14 protein-coding genes and 1 pseudogene are annotated in these 15,323 nt (G+C 57.6%); all 15 read right to left on the reverse strand.

Annotated elements, in window-relative coordinates:
• The coding region (locus tag IM314_RS12090) for a hypothetical protein (RefSeq protein WP_193358939.1) at window positions 1–188 on the reverse strand (188 nt) is incomplete at its 3' end.
• A gap of 64 nt (window positions 189–252) precedes the next feature.
• Entirely contained in the window at window positions 253–663 is a 411-nt protein-coding gene (locus IM314_RS12095) for a hypothetical protein (RefSeq protein WP_227008604.1), read from the reverse strand.
• Between the two features lie 297 nt (window positions 664–960).
• Window positions 961–2,379: a serine/threonine-protein kinase gene (locus IM314_RS12100; RefSeq protein WP_041909558.1), complete on the reverse strand. Its 1,419-nt coding sequence runs from the start codon at window positions 2,377–2,379 to the stop codon at window positions 961–963.
• 24 nt (window positions 2,380–2,403) lie between these two features.
• On the reverse strand, window positions 2,404–5,019 hold the full coding sequence (gene tssH, locus IM314_RS12105; protein WP_193358938.1) for a type VI secretion system ATPase TssH: 2,616 nt from the start codon (window positions 5,017–5,019) through the stop codon (window positions 2,404–2,406).
• A 35-nt stretch (window positions 5,020–5,054) separates the two neighbouring features.
• The gene (gene tssG / locus IM314_RS12110) at window positions 5,055–6,095 is read right to left on the reverse strand and encodes a type VI secretion system baseplate subunit TssG (protein WP_193358937.1); all 1,041 of its coding nucleotides are present in this window, start codon (window positions 6,093–6,095) and stop codon (window positions 5,055–5,057) included.
• The gene (tssF, locus tag IM314_RS12115; protein WP_193358936.1) at window positions 6,092–7,963 is read right to left on the reverse strand and encodes a type VI secretion system baseplate subunit TssF; all 1,872 of its coding nucleotides are present in this window, start codon (window positions 7,961–7,963) and stop codon (window positions 6,092–6,094) included. The genes tssG and tssF overlap by 4 nt, the downstream gene beginning before the upstream one ends.
• A 2-nt stretch (window positions 7,964–7,965) precedes the next feature.
• The gene (gene tssE, locus IM314_RS12120; protein ID WP_028013485.1) at window positions 7,966–8,529 is read right to left on the reverse strand and encodes a type VI secretion system baseplate subunit TssE; all 564 of its coding nucleotides are present in this window, start codon (window positions 8,527–8,529) and stop codon (window positions 7,966–7,968) included.
• On the reverse strand, window positions 8,522–9,334 hold the full coding sequence (locus IM314_RS12125; RefSeq protein ID WP_048956574.1) for a type VI secretion system accessory protein TagJ: 813 nt from the start codon (window positions 9,332–9,334) through the stop codon (window positions 8,522–8,524). The genes tssE and IM314_RS12125 overlap by 8 nt, the downstream gene beginning before the upstream one ends.
• A 9-nt stretch (window positions 9,335–9,343) precedes the next feature.
• The gene (locus IM314_RS12130; RefSeq protein WP_063437358.1) at window positions 9,344–10,342 is read right to left on the reverse strand and encodes a hypothetical protein; all 999 of its coding nucleotides are present in this window, start codon (window positions 10,340–10,342) and stop codon (window positions 9,344–9,346) included.
• A gap of 16 nt (window positions 10,343–10,358) precedes the next feature.
• Window positions 10,359–11,156 carry a PP2C family serine/threonine-protein phosphatase gene (locus tag IM314_RS12135; RefSeq protein ID WP_193358935.1) on the reverse strand — a complete coding sequence of 266 codons (798 nt, stop codon included), beginning with the start codon at window positions 11,154–11,156 and terminating at the stop codon, window positions 10,359–10,361.
• On the reverse strand, window positions 11,153–12,913 hold the full coding sequence (gene tagH / locus IM314_RS12140; RefSeq protein WP_193358934.1) for a type VI secretion system-associated FHA domain protein TagH: 1,761 nt from the start codon (window positions 12,911–12,913) through the stop codon (window positions 11,153–11,155). The genes IM314_RS12135 and tagH overlap by 4 nt, the downstream gene beginning before the upstream one ends.
• Before the next feature lie 87 nt (window positions 12,914–13,000).
• Window positions 13,001–13,417, reverse strand: coding sequence for a hypothetical protein (locus IM314_RS12145; RefSeq protein WP_041909541.1), 417 nt, complete (start codon window positions 13,415–13,417; stop codon window positions 13,001–13,003).
• A pseudogene (locus tag IM314_RS12150) lies at window positions 13,411–14,399 on the reverse strand (hypothetical protein). Before IM314_RS12150 ends, IM314_RS12145 begins: the two are co-directional and overlap by 7 nt.
• Window positions 14,400–14,447: 48 nt before the next feature.
• Window positions 14,448–14,801 carry a T6SS amidase immunity protein Tai4 family protein gene (locus IM314_RS12155; protein ID WP_193358933.1) on the reverse strand — a complete coding sequence of 118 codons (354 nt, stop codon included), beginning with the start codon at window positions 14,799–14,801 and terminating at the stop codon, window positions 14,448–14,450.
• A complete protein-coding gene (locus tag IM314_RS12160; RefSeq protein ID WP_193358932.1) occupies window positions 14,798–15,289 on the reverse strand; it encodes a type VI secretion system amidase effector protein Tae4 in 492 nt (163 codons plus the stop codon). The genes IM314_RS12155 and IM314_RS12160 overlap by 4 nt, the downstream gene beginning before the upstream one ends.
• Window positions 15,290–15,323: the final 34 nt, after the last annotated feature.

Consider the following 15,323-nt stretch of genomic DNA (forward strand, 5'->3'; position numbering starts at 1 on the left):
GTCAGCAGGCTCTGCGTCGGGATGGTCACCGTGACCGGCTGGCCCAGCAGCTTACTGCGGTCAATGCGCGCGTCCATGCCAAGCACGGTCAGCGTCAGCGCGAACGACTCGGACATCGCCTCGCGGCCCGTCAGTTTCCAGAACAGAAGCCCCTCCACCGGGAGCTGAACGGTAATTCGGTTGAGCATAATCTTTATTCCATTTAGCTTATGCGATGCAAAAAAGCGGGTCGCATCTCTGATAAAGCATCATTCAAGAAAGGGGCTTTTCCCGCTCGTTCATCCAAAAAACAAGAGAGTAGATTTTCAGTGACTCTGATGTGATAAATAACCCTACATTCAACCAGACGTTTGAAATTCCAAACACGCTTACTAAAAGAGGGAAAAATGAGACTGAACATCTGAATGAAATCAAACGAAATAATTCCTGAGCAAGAGCAAATTTGACTGCACCGTTCTTTCGTTTGAAGAATAACCAGGCCGAAGCAAACAAAGAGAGTAGTAAAAGTAAGTCAAGCACAAAAAAAAGCATGACCAAAATGCTGAAACCATCACCTGCAAAATAATTCAACGAAGCACTAAATGCTTTTGCGTCAGAAAGAAATGGGATTCTGTTGTGGCGTACTGAATTCGCGCAATAAAGTAAAATTGCGAGAAGATCCATACTTCCCCAGAAATACCCTGATTTACTCTTTAAATGAGCAACATTTTGTTTATGCACGTAATTAACACTGACAAAAATGGAATTCCGCATCTTCGCTTCAGCTAACTCCCCGGGGTCGGAGACAAATGGGCCTGTCGTTTTTCACTGACGGTGGTCAATTAAGACCACCGCTACTGAGCCAACTGAGCCAACTGAGCCAACTGAGCTTTCAATCCTAAAGCGATTTTGTACATAAAGAGAAGAGACGATCTTCGAACACCTTTGGAATAAGTCTCTGGCCTTGAAGATCGTGCATTACTAAGGATTCACCAGCCAGGTGCCCGGCTTGGCAATCTCCAGCGTCTGGCCACGCGTTCTTCCGTTGCCCTGCAGCTCAATCTTCGCCTCACCGGCCGGCAGCTTGAGCGATGCATAGCCGTTAGCTCCCGGGCGCAGCGCTTTTGGCTCACCGTTAACTTTCAGCGTTTCGCCGTCGAGGATCCGGATATAGACCAGCGCAATCGGGCTCGCGGCAGGCGGTGGCGTCTGCTGTGCCGTCGCCGGCTCGCTCACCGTCGCCGTTTCTGGCTTCACCTCTGGCGCGTTCGCGGCAGTTTCTGTCGGACGCGTCTCTGACGGAGCCTGGGCAGCCTGCTCAGGCGCATCATTCCCACCGCTGAACAGCATCGCCCCGGCGACAACGCCCACCAGCACGCCCGCGGCAACCATGCCCGGGATCTTATAGCGACGCCAGTCGAGCACCGAAGCTGGCTTCTCTTCCTCAACAGGAACCAGCATGGTGCCGGTCTTTTTGGCGGTGAGCACGTCGTTGATCCCGGCGACCGGCATCTCAATCAGCGCCGCGAATTCGTCGATAGACTGCGGACGATCCTCCATGTGCAGCGCCAGCGCGCGGTCGATGGCCTGCAGCAGCGGGATGGAGTAGCCCTGCGGCATGATTTCCACCAGCGGCTTACAGGTGTCCTGGATGGAACGCACCACGCTGACCGGCGGCGGAGAACCCACAATCAGGGTACGCAGCACCGCGCCGAGGGCGTAAATATCCGTCCACGGCCCCTGCTCGCTCTCGTTGTCGTCGGTGTACTGCTCAATCGGCGCAAAGCCGGGGCGCAGCATGGTTTCCGTTTCGTCGGAAAGGTTGCCGATGGTGCGGCGCGCGGAGCCGAAATCGAGCAGCACCGGCAGGCCGTTATCCTGGATCTGAATATTATCCAGAGAGATATCACGGTGCAGATAGCCTTCGTCGTGGATGGTCTTGATCGCCCCGAACAGCATCGGCAGCGTGCGGCGGATCCAGGCCTCGTTGATCAGCTCCGGTTTTTCTTCGCGCAGGCGTGAAAGCGTGGTGCCGCTATAAAACAGCGTCCCCATGTAAGCCGTGTCGTTTTGCACCCAGAAACGCAGCACGTGCAGCAGGTTCGGGTGGTTAAAACGCGCCAGCAGACGCGCTTCCTGAATAAAGCTGTTCAGGCCCGCGGAAAATGCTTTGCCAAAGCGCTCGCTGCGCAGCACCAGGGTCATGTCGTCGCCGCGCACGGCGAGCGAGGAAGGCATAAATTCTTTGATAGCGATAGTGCGTTCGAGCTGGTGATCCCACGCGCGATAGACAATGCCAAAACCGCCGCCGCCGATCACCTCTTTGATTTCAAACTCGTTGAAGCGGTACCCGACCGGGAGCGCGTTTGGGACAGTCCGATTGTTATCATTATCCGTCATCTTTTACAGTTCTCTTGATGATTATTACGCGGCAAACTGACAGTGAAACTCGCCCTGCTCGCAGGTGACATGCAGGCGTCGGAACTGCTCGTCGCTGCGGCTGGCGGTAAGTAAGATCTGGCTCATCTGAGGCAGCAGGGTGTTAGTCAGGATAGCATCCACCATGCGGCCACCGGACTCCACCTCGGTGCAGCGCTGAACAATCTGTTCCACCACGCTGTCGTCAAACTCAGAAATAATGCTGTGATTCTCTTCCAGACGACGCTGAATGCGCTTGAGCTGCAGGCGCACAATCTGCCCGAGCATCTCGTCGCTGAGCGGGTAGTACGGCACCACCAGCAGGCGGCCCAGCAGCGCCGGCGGGAATACTTCCAGCAGCGGCTGGCGCAGCGCGCCGCTTAACGCGTCAGGCTCCGGCATCAGCTCCGGATCGGCGCACATGGCGCTTATCAGCTCGGTACCCACGTTGGACGTCAGAATGATAATGGTGTTACGGAAATCAATGTGGCGCCCCTCGCCGTCCTCCATCCAGCCTTTGTCGAAGACCTGGAAGAAGATCTCATGGACGTCCGGGTGCGCTTTTTCAATTTCGTCCAGCAGCACCACGCTGTAGGGGCGACGGCGCACGGCCTCGGTTAACACGCCGCCTTCACCATACCCTACGTATCCCGGAGGCGCACCTTTTAAGGTGGAAACGGTGTGCGCTTCCTGGAACTCGCTCATGTTGATGGTAATGACGTTCTGCTCGCCGCCGTACAGGGATTCCGCCAGCGCCAGCGCGGTTTCGGTTTTCCCGACGCCGGACGGGCCGCACAGCATAAAGACGCCCACCGGTTTGTTCGGATCGTCGAGCTTCGCCCGCGAGGTTTTCACGCGGCGGGCAATGAGATCCAGCCCGTGACGCTGGCCGATAACGCGCTGGTTCAGCGTATCGGCAAGGTTCAGCACCGCGTCGATCTCGTTTTTCACCATCCGGCCCAGCGGGATCCCGGTCCAGTCAGAGACGACTGCGGCGACCACGTTTTCATCTACCGCCGCAAACAGCAGCGGCTCGTCACCCTGTAAGGCGTTCAGCGCCTGCTGCTGCTCCGCCAGCTGGCTGCGCAGCTCGGCGGTCTCTTCCTCGCCCGCCGCAAACAGCGCGGCGCGCAGGCGGATAATCTCCTGCACCAGGCCGCGCTCGTCTTCCCAGCGCCGGGCCAGGGCTTCGCGTTTTGTTTCATACGCGTCGCGCTCTGTGATTAATGCCGTTACGCGCTCTGCGTCACCGGCGCCGACGCGCGCTTCGCGTTCAGCAATTTCAATTTCCACGTCCAGCGCGGCAAGATGGCGCAGGCAGTCTTCCAGCTGCGCCGGCGGCGCGCTCTGGCTGACCGCCACGCGGGCACAGGCGGTATCGAGCAGGGCTACGGCTTTGTCCGGCAGCTGACGCGCCGGAATGTAGCGATGGGACAGCTTCACCGCCGCGCTGACCGCTTCGTCGAGCAGCAGCACCTGGTGATGCGTCTCCAGCGGCGACACGGTGCTGCGCAGCATCAGAATGGCTTTCGCTTCATCCGGCTCGTGAACCTGCACCGTCTGGAAACGACGGGTCAGCGCCGGGTCTTTCTCAATGTACTTTTTGTATTCCGCCCAGGTGGTGGCGCCGATGGTGCGCAGCTGGCCGCGCGCCAGGGCTGGCTTCAGCAGGTTCGCCGCATCGCCAGTCCCCTGCTGGCCGCCTGCGCCAATCAGGGTGTGGATCTCATCGATAAACAGGATAATCGGCGTGGCGCTGGACTGGACTTCGTTAATGAGCGCCTGCAGACGGGCTTCAAACTCGCCCTTCATGCCTGCTCCGGCCTGAAGCATGCCGATATCCAGCAGCCACAGCTGAATATTTTGCAGCGGCTCCGGGACGTCGCCGTCGGCGATACGCAGCGCCAGCCCTTCCACCACTGCAGTTTTGCCGACCCCGGCTTCCCCGGTCAGCAGCGGGTTGTTCTGGCGGCGGCGCATCAGAATATCCACCATCTGGCGGATCTCCTCGTCGCGCCCGACAACCGGGTCAATCTTCCCTTCCCGGGCGCGGGCGGTCAGGTCCTGACCGTACTGGGCCAGCGTCCCCTGCGCCGCCGGTACCGCACCCGCCGGTGCATCGACGGCGGCAGCGGCCTGCTGCGTCTCTTTGCTGTTGGCGCAGATAGCGTCGAACTGCTCAATCAGCACCTCGACGTTAAGGCGGGTGAACTGCGCCGAGATGCTTTTCAGCACGTTGGCCAGATTCCAGGTTTTAAGCATGCCGATCAGCAAATGGCCGCCGCGAATGCGGCTGACGCCAAACTTCAGTGAGCCAAAGACCCAGGCGCGCTCCACGGCACTGTCGATATGCTCGGAGAGATCGGAAACGGAACTCGCCCCGCGCGGAAGCACATCCAGCGCCGCAACGATATCGCGCGTCAGCTGCTGTTCATCAAGGGCAAAGTGGCGGATAACCTGCTGCAGATCGCCATCCTGCTGCTGCATGAGCTGATGCAGCCAGTGCACCAGCTCAACGTAGGGGTTGCCGCGCAGCTTGCAGAAGGCAGTCGCGCTTTCCAGAGAGGTAAATAACAGCGTATCCAGTTTGCCGAAAAGCACGGCACGGCTAATTTCTGACATGTTCGGTTCCGTTGATAACAATGCGTTAGAAAAATTTATCGCTCTGCGCGATACACCAGATCGCCACGCGGGACAGGCTGCGGCTGATGCCCCAGCCAGGTGTTATAGCCTAATCGCCCATCGCTGCCGAGCGTGGTGCCCTGCACCGCGTCTTCACGCAGGATCACCCGTGTTTCCCATTCAAACTCAATTCCCGCGTACTGGCGCACCCAGTCGCGCAGCTCAGTGACCCACGCTTCGCCCGGCAGAAAGCGGTTGTACTCCTCCGCGCTCAGCGGGCCAATTTCGATGCGAAACTTATGCTGCACGTCGCGGACGGCGACGCCGAGAAATGCGGACTCACCCATGCGCGGCATGCGCCGTCCTGCTCCCAGTTGCGCCTGCTCGCGGGTGGAGAGCGGCATCCACTGCGGCACGTTGCTCACCAGTTTGACCGGCGCTTTAAAATAGTTGCGCAGGATCTTCTCCAGCCCCTCCGGATCCCGCCCGTGACGGGTCAGGTGTCCGGCGTGGGTAAAGCGAGCATGCGCGCTCAGGCTGCCTTTGCTCATCTGACCCGGCTGCCCCATGCCAATCAGCGACGCCATGTATCCTTCAAAGCGCCTGTTATCGGCGCGATCCAGAGAGACCGCCGGTTGCGCATCCGCCCAGGCGCGGTAAAACAGCAGCGCCAGACGGTGGTGGAACAGATCGGCAAACGCGCTGAGGCTGGTGTCCTGATGATGATAAATACGCTCGCGGGCGTACTCGGTCATGTGGACCGGCAGCGGGCCGTTCGGGCCAAACAGGCCAAAGCTGAGGATAGACACCTCATGCAGCCCGCTTTCCTCCCGCTGACGTACCTGGGCCAGCGTCGAGGGTGCAAAACTCATCGACGGCTGCTGGCCGATACGCAGCGGCTCAAATTTCGGCAGCGGCGCGCGTCCCAGCGGGTAACGCTCGCCGCCCTGGGCATCAATGCGCCTTAACAGCTGAAACAGATCGTAGCGCCAGGGCGTCTCACGGACCCCGCTCCAGAACGCATCTGGCAGCCTGGTCAGACGATGTACGCGCAGCGGTGCAGCAGTGTCACTCATATCAGCGCCCTTTTACCCATGCGCGGCGCCCAGTAGCCAATCTCGCCGCGCTGCTGACTTTTCAGGGTGAACTCGGTAAAGCTGTTGATGGACACCAGGCGGGCAAAGAGACGTTCCATCACGCTGCCGAAAAGCCACGGGCTGGCGCCGGAAAACGCCCGCTCGTCCACCGTCAGGGTGATGCCAATTCCGCGGGCGAAAACGACCGGGCCGGGTTCAGGCACGCGGCGGTGAACCGGCTCCAGCACGCAGTGGCGTACCCCCTCCACCTGACGCGCAACGGGCGTTTCGGCCAGGTTGGCGTACAGCCCTAACAGCTGGCGTAGCGCGGCTGCCCCCTCTTCGTTTTCGCTGTCCATCAGGCTGAGGTAGTTCATCTGCAGTTGGCTGATGAGCCGCCAGGTGCTGAACCCTTCTGCCAGCGCCGGACGCGGCGGTGTCGGCCCTTTACGCAGGGTGAGGGATTTCACCGGCATGGAGTCGGCCATAATGAACTGCCCGAGCTCCTGCTGCAGCATCAGCGGCAGATCGCGGCTGGTGCAGAGCACCTCGGCAGAGATGTAGCGCAGGTTTTCCTGCCATGGGGCATGCTGCTCGTCCACCAGCGAGACGAAAACCTCCGAGCCAATATAGCCGGTGCGGGTGCCGTAGCGCAGGGCGTGCTCGGACAGCACGCGCTGTTCGCGACGCAGGGAAAAATAGGCCCCATAGTTGCCCGCATCGCCGCTCCAGGTGCTCCAGAATGGACGAAACGTCTGGTCATCACGCTGGCCGTCCGCGCTGCCATGGATTTTTTTGACCGCGTAAATTTCATAATCCAGCGGACGAATGTTATCGACCACCAGATGGTATTCATGCTGGCCTTCATTCAGCTTCTGACGCGCCGCGACCTTAGGGAACAGGTTGATGACCGGCGTACAGTGCAGCGCCAGATGGCTGGCATCGACCACCCGCTCCAGTTGTTGATCCGACTTATCCAGCAGAATGAAGATGTCGAAGGCTTTTTCGTTTTCGCAGCGCTGGATAAGCGTGTTCAGACCGCTCAGGCTGATAAAGCGGAAGCGGGCCGGAAACGCAAAATACTCCTGCAGCAGACGGTAGCCGTCAAAGTTGCGCAGATCGTCCGGGAGGAGCGCCTGGTCCGGCGCAAAGCCCTCCTGACGCAGCGCATCCGTTGCCAGCAGCTGTCGCTGCGGCTGCGGGCTGACCGTCTGGCAGACGATCCCGGCGTGGTGCTCCATCACCAGCTCCAGCAGCTTCAGCGCCTCAATGTCCGGGCCGCTGAGGAAAAACTCCAGCCGGTCAAAATTCAGGTGCCCGAGGTTTTGTGGGCCGTCACAGGCAATGCGGATCCGCAAGGCGCTGTTGATCCCCCGCTGGCTTAAGCCGAGCTGCGCCAGCGGCAGGTCAGCGGGCACGCCGCCGAGCTCCACTTTGTCGATTTTCAGCGGCAGCAGATTAACCTCGTGCGCGGTGGTATAGCTGCAGGTTACGCCGGTCTTTTTCAGCGCCAGGCTGTCCATCATGGTGCCGCGCGGCACAATAAAGCCGTTGCTCAGATCGCCGCGGCTGCTGTCGGGCTCAATTTCCGCAATCGCCATGGAAGGGGTTGGCGCGAGGTAGTTCGGCGCAATCATCTCCAGCAGACGCTGGGAGAAACGCGGAAACTCCGCGTCCATTTTCATCTGCACGCGGGAGGTCAGAAACGCGAAACCTTCCATCAGGCGTTCGGTGTACGGGTCCGCCACTTCGATGCCGCGCATGCCCAACCGCCCGGCGACCTTCGGATAGCGTTCGGCAAACTCGGCCCCCATTTCGCGCAGGTAGGCCAGCTCACGGTTGTAATATTCGAGTAGTTTACTTTCCATGATTACCCCGCATCTTTCAGTTCAAAATGGCCGTTTTCCAGATCGACATCGGTGCGAAACAGAAACTCCAGCGGGTACGGCACACACCATAAGCGCCCTTTAATCTCGATGGAGAGCACGTTGTGCAGATCCAGCGAGGAGGTATCCGACACGCAGCGGACCTGCAGCCCCTGCGGCAAAATGCGCGGTTCAAAATTGATGATGGCCTCGGTGAGCTTGCGCTGAATATCGTGCCATTCGATATCCGACATTCTCTTCCCGGCGAGCGGCGCGACGCCGAAGTTAACCACCGAGCGGCTCACGTGCGGTAGCGCACTTAAATCGCCGGAGGCATCGTGGTTAATGGTGTTAAACAGCCACTGCAGATCCCGCAGCACGTTACGACGCAGCGCGGCGTGGGTGATCAGGTTGCTGTTGGCCGGCTCGCGTTTTTTTTCCGGGTCGTTATCGGTGAGGCGATCGAGCAGCGAAGGCTGCATTTTGTCGCGCGCCCCCACCTTCTCCTGCCTGCTGCGGGCTTGCCAGCCGCTGCGCAGCAGATCGCCTTCGCCAGCGGGATTACTCATCGGCTCCATCCGTCGCAAACGACACGAGGCTTAACGACAGCAACGGGCTTTCGCTTTGCTCGCTGAGCCAGGCTTTCTGGCCCATCCCTTCGTACAGGGTGCCGTCCTCGTCGAGCGGCTGCCACTCGGTAGTGCGGCCCAGTTTGATCGCATCTGACGCATCGGCAGCAAACGGGTAACGCGCCGGGATCTGACATACCTGCTCCGTACCGTCAGTCAGGCGCACCAGCGCGTGACGCCAGACCAGATCGGTTACGCTGGAAGGCGCCTGGAAACGGATCTCGGCGATAGCGTTAAACGGCAGCCAGAAATAGCGGCCGTTCACGATGGTTTCGCACACCGGGCCGAGACGGGCATCGCCGTCCATCAGCCAGTCAAACGCCTGAGCCTCATCGTTTTCGAGGGTGATGTGGCCGGGAGTGGCCTGCGCCTGGTCAAGCGCTTCCAGGCGCAGCGACCGGGCACGCTCGCCCTCCTCGCGGAGCGCCGCGGCCAGGGTGGTCAGCCACGGCCACTGAGTTTCAGGCATGGCCGGACGCGCCTGCCCCGCCATCACCTGTGCGCGCTGCAGCTCGCCCTGAATGGACTGCTCCAGCAGCGTGACGGTGGGTTTCGCCTGCGGCTTCAGCGCCAGCCAGCTTTTCAGCTGGGTCAGCGCGCGCGTCCCGTTGCCGCTGAGGATTAAAAACTGCACGAACGCGGCGCGGAGGTCTGCATCTGCCGGACGGGCTTTGATCTCCGCTTCAAGACGCGCCAGCGCGTCGTTGAGCGTTTCACCCGCCAGGTGTTGATAGAGCGTATTCATAGCCATTCCTTAATTCGCCGCGCGCCAGGCGCCCACTGCCGGATCGCGCAGCTGAGGACGCAGGGTATCAATCAGAACGATATTCAGCGGGGTGCCTGGGGCAACCCAGGCGCTCCAGGTTTTCTTCACCGCCGCAATACGCGCCTGCAGTTTTGCATCGTCGCTGGCGGTCTCGCGGGAAATTTCTACCGCTACCGTGCCGTTACTCTTCCAGCTGTTCAGGGTGCTGTCGTAAGGCAGGATCATCCAGCTCTGATCGCTGTCTGGCGTGCTGAATACCATGCGCTCTTTATTGACGGAGGTGATCAACGCGTTTTCCGGATCGGCGCTCTGATTCAGCCCCATCACCGGGAAGCCGTGAATGTAGGTCACTGCCATCTCTTTCTGCCCGCCGTTGCGGGACTGAGAGATAACGGTGTGACCGCTCAGCCAACTGCCGTTACCACAGCGGGTGGTGTCAGAATCCGGAATAAAGAGCGCCGGAGCGGACGCGCCGCCCTCCCAGAAGGTGCGCAGGTGGCAGCCATCCTGCAGGGTAAACTCCTGCCACGGCGTGCGGTCCGCGGCAACGGTGCGGGAAGCCACGTTCTGATCGGGTGGCAGTAACGCGCCGCTGGCTGGGGTTGCGGTGACGGTCTCGGCAGGCGCGGCCTGCTGCTGTTTCACCACCAGCGCCCAGTCCTGCGCTTTAGCTGCCGTGCCCTGCGCCAGCGTCGTCCCCTCGGGATCGTTGAGCGTCCAGCTGAGTTTATTCACTTTGCTGCACTGGTGTTCCAGCAGCGAGCCAAGGCGCGGCACAAAGTTTTCCAGCACGGAGACGTCTTTCTTGCCGTTCGCCACAATGCGCAGCGCCACTTCTGGCTTACACCAGCTCTGCGGTGTGTTGTCTTTGATGTTGTCGATCCAGATATCCAGCTTCTGCGCAGGAGACTGCACGATGCGGAAATTTTCAGCCTGCGCGGTGGAGGTCGCCGCCAGAAGTGCCAAACCCGATAGCCAAAGTTTCATATCGTTCCTTGTGTGTCTAATCAGTTCCGCAGGGAAGAAATTGTGCTGCATCAGAGAGGGAGTGCAGCAAAGTGGTGTCCTGAGGGTTGCCCATCCATACCGCCAGGGCGGTATAGTTATCCTGCGCATTCCCCTCCTGCTCGCCATTCTTTTGAATGATTTGGTTCATTAAGGTCAGCCACTCCTGCGGCGTATTGACCATGTGCAGCGACTGCTTCATTTGCTCTTCGCTGACGCCGTGCCAGAACCCGTCGGTGCAGAGTAAAAAGGCATCGCCGTCTTCTACCTGCACCACGTCGCTGTAGCTCGCTTCCGGTCCGCCGTTTTCAATTCCTAGCGCCAGATAAAGCAGGTTGCTGTTGAGATCGTCCGTCTGATGCCCGGCATCCTTCATCTGCTGCACCAGACTGTGGTCCGTGGTGACGTGCCACAGCCACCCCCGGCGAAACAGGTACAGGCGGCTGTCGCCGGCATGCGCCCAGTACGCCAGCCCGTAGTCCCGGTCAATGAACAGGCTGACCAGCGTCGTGCCCATCCGGCGATAGTCCTGAACGGCCTGCTGTTCGCTCAGAATGGTGCGATTCGCCGTCTGCACGTAGTCGCGGATATGCTGCGCGTTGAGGTGCTTGTCGCCATCGAAGCGGGAGATAATGCTGTTACGGGCCAGTTCCGCGGCGACTTCACCACCGGGCAGACCCGCGATGCCGTCGCAGACGACAAAGCAGGCCGAGCGTTCCCCTATGGTTTCTCCCGTCTGATCCTGGTTGCTGGCGCGCGTCCCCTGGCGGGAGAGAGAAGCGGTTGCGATATTCATTTGTCTTCCGATCCGCTCTGTGAGTCTTTGTACTGATTCACCTCCATGTCATACGCATGAAGGAAGGCTTCGCCGAACAGGGTGTGGAAGTCATCCTCAATCTCGCCCGCCGTCTCGCCATAGCTGCGAACAAAATAGTCCCACAGGGCGGCTTTGCGGCTGCCCGGCAGCGCCAGACGCGAGGTCATGCCGTTCTGCTTCGCCTGCTCCTCCAGCTGTTCCGGGTTAAAGGACTGCAGCATCGCGGCGATGATGGCGCGGATACCGGAGATCATCCCCAGCTGGTGCGCCTGCAGGTCGATCAGCGCGTCGCGCACCGATTTGGTCGGCGGCATAAAGCCCGGCATCGGGGTGCCGAACATCTGAATTAAGACGGTTTTCCCGGTCGGCAACAGCTTGAACGGGTTGTTGGCATCGTCCAGCACCATGGTCATATCGGCTTTTACGCCGCGTTTCAGGATGGAGCGCGACGAGAGCAGCGCCACGGTGCCCTGCGAGAACATGCCGAGAATCTGCCCCAACTGACGCATATTTTCCCGGTCAAACTGCGGAACAGGCTGCATTTCGCTCAGGCCCATACCTTCAAGCAGCGCCTGCAGCAGCTCGCCCTGCAGCACTTCACCCTTCTCGCCATTATTCGGGCTGGCGGTTGGGGATGCCGCGTTATTGACCGGGTCGATGCGCAGGCGCCCCTTCGGTGCCTGAGCGCTGCTGCGCGCAACGGCCTGCGGCGTAGGCATGGTGAAGCCTGCGTAATCCGGCCGTGCAGGCTCTTCTTCACGCGGCGTATCCTGCGGCTCTGGGGCGAACAACGGAGAATCGGCAAGCACGTCCTCTTCCTGCTCCGGTTCAGGCGTTGGTGCTGGCTTTTCGTCTGCAATATCATCCGGGTGGGTTAACGGTGCTCCGCCCATCAGCCCGAGCGGGTCATCATTGCGCGCGGCTGGCGCGCTGGCCTTTCCACCGAACAGCGCCAGCGGGTCAAGCTCGTCCGCCGCGTCTTCTTTAGGGGCGGGTTGCCCCTCAACCGGCGGCACCAGCGTGGAAGGCGTCACGTCGTCAAAAATGCTCTCTTTTTTGAACAGCGCTTCGTCGCTGAACAGCGTGTCCGGGTCGACGTTTTTGCGCTCAAGCGTTGGATCGCTGTCGTTGAACATCGCCAACGGATCTTCGGCATTACGCTCCGGCGCGGCGGGCTGGGAGAAGGGATCCTGTGAGGCCGCAGGCTGCGGTTTAGCGCGGTTGCTGGAGATGCTGTCGGAGATGGAGAACTCCTGCATCAGGCTGTCCCAGATTTCGGAAGGCACGGCGGTCGGTTCCGCCTTCCCGCGTGGCGCGGGGTTAGCAGGCTTCGCTTGCGCTGCGGGCGCAGCGGGTGCGGCTGTCGGACGCGCCTGCTGCTGCATGCTGGCCGCCATGCGGCTCACCGGCTGTGTGTCGTGGATCAGTTCGGTCACTTCGATACGGTAGTCATCAATACCGAGAATGTCGCCATCCTGCAGTTCAACCTGACGCCCACGCTCCAGCGGAATATCATTCAATACCACGCGGGTGACGCTGCCACGGTTGGTGACACGGCATTCGCCCTGAGCGTCAACGTGGACAATGGCCTGCAGACGCGAGATGGTGCGGTCATTGTCCGGTAATACCAGATTGTTATCCGTACCGCGCCCAATGGTGCCGCCCGGGGCGTAAAAATCACAGCTGCTTTGCGGCGGCTGATGACCGGGTTTCGTAGAAATAATCGTGAATCGCATGGCGTATTCCTGCTGGTATGATTAGCGCTCAAACGCTGCCGCTCTCGGGGCGAGAACGGCGGCGTTTGAGAAATTGAATATCAAAAACTATTTAATGAAGATGATAAAATATAATCCAACAATGAGCCATAGAGTGAATATTAACGCCTGTAACTTATAACGGCGATGTAACTTTAGTATCCAGCCAATTTTTTCTTCAGGTAACGACTGTACATATTTATAAGCATCTTCCTGAACAAGCCGTTCACGCGTAAATTTCATTTTAACGCCTTTATAAAGGCGAACAAACCAGATTATTTTTTGATAATTTGCCAACGAACCAAAAAAAGAAGCGTAGTCGGTAACAAGATCCAGGTCATATCCTTTTCGCCGGTACTCAGAAAGTAACTGATTATAATCAGCCTCGTGTTTTTTGAAGTAACGAGAACTGAATAGATCCATAACTATCACAATCAGCAATAAAGCCACGATAAGGAATAATAGTAAATTTTCAATATTCACCATATTTTATCCATCATATACTCAGTCGCTCCGCCCGCTATCTCGCCACCAACGTATCCACCTGCAGCCGCCCCGACAATGGAACAGGCGAGCAAACCTACACCACCCGTCGCGACACCAAGCGCAACGCATACACCGGCACCTGCCATGGCCCCGTATTTGCCACCGTAAATCCCTCCTGCAAGACTTGCACCAAAGCTGCTGTATTTTTTTACAGCGACTTTAGTACAACTTTGCTCTCGTCCCGTGGTGCATGCATTGTAAACTTCATTGGTTGTATTTGCACCGGCAAAACCTATTCAAGCCATCCCCCGGCTTTAAGAAAACGAGCGGCTTTAGAGGCATTATCGACATAAGTTGAATAACCACGAATAGAAGCGACACCCGCTGTGCTCCATTCATGTACAATTGATCTGCTTGACAACCCTAATGCATGCTTCAGTTCGTTATAAGGTTTCATCTTTAACGTCAGCCTGGACAATTTATTTAATAAACCATCCAACTCAGAAAAGAGGCGCTGACGCTCAACAAAAAACTGCTGGCTTATCAATGTCCCTTGTGCCCTGAACTGATTCTGGTATGCCAACTCAATGGATTTAAGTTTTTTTTCTATTTCACTGAAATATTTTTCACCTGCGTCAGCAACAACTCCAAGGGACTTATCCATAAAATTAGTGACTGCGGCTATGGTACTAAAATGGTGATTAAAAAAATTCGCTTCTCCAGAGTTAAGTTCGGCCAGAGCACCGTTGACTTTATTTTTTGCAAGCTGTAATTGCTTAAGTTGCACAGCATTATTACTTCCCGGCGCATCAAGAATCAACATCTGCCCAGGTTTTGACCACTGCGCATCACTATTAATCTGCATGAAATAACGTGCAGCATCACTATTTGGATTGTTGAATAAGAGTCTAGCCTGGAAATCCAGAGTGCCCGGTTGCTGCACTATGCAGTAACCCGGAGAAACGTTTGATTGATTTGCCATGAAAACTCCCTGTATCTCGTCCAAAACGCATAATTAAATGGGGAAAAACTATTTTGGGTTATTGAGAGGACGAATTGCGTCGCTATTGACGATTAAGCTGCACTTCAATACCTGATAATCACCCTGTTCTGTACCGCCTACTTTCTCTTTTAGTAGGGTATCAATGATCTTGTCAGCTTTTTCAAAATTCTCCGGAGGGAGATCGCTTGCTTCGAGCCATGCGGCCGCGCTGGCCTCTGCATCATCTTTCAGACTTTTACTGTCCGCGATCTTACTGATGCAACGGTTTTGCACCCAATTTTCAAAGATTTGTTGCTGAGTAAAAGCGCTGACGGCAGGCAGATTTTGGGCATAAACAGCAGAAGCATTGATAGCCAATACCAGCAGTAATAAACGTTTCATTTCAGGCTCCAGAAGGTGGCGTTGGTCGGAATAAACGAACCATTACCCGGTGAGCCGAGGAAATGGCAATCATCAGAGCAAATATTTCCATTCCAGAGTGTGACATGACCGGTTGCGTCGCTCCAGCCATGCCCGGTAAAGATGATAATGCCTTGCTTGCCTGCAAATTGCGCAGGCGTTGGGGAAGAGACCGACATATCTGCATTGCCCAGTACCGAGGGGAGAAATGCAATCATATCTTTAACGCGGAACATATAGCGCTTTTTGTCGTTCCCGGTCACTGTCGCATATTTACTGTTAGAAGGAATCGGAATGCCACAGTAATTTAAAACGTAACTCATACGAATTGGGCAGGCATTTTTAAAAATACCGGCGTCGATATTATGCTGAACTTTTCCACCCAATAATTTGCCAACCTGTTCTACGTTTACGTTCACTTCTCTGAATCTGTTCCAGGCGGCACCAAAAGCAGGACGCATATGAGACATCTCGTTTCTCCTTGATAAGAAGCTCAGGGTAAAG

The sequence above is a fragment of the Enterobacter cloacae complex sp. P42RS genome (assembly GCF_014930595.1).
GTDB classification, from domain to species: domain Bacteria; phylum Pseudomonadota; class Gammaproteobacteria; order Enterobacterales; family Enterobacteriaceae; genus Enterobacter; species Enterobacter bugandensis.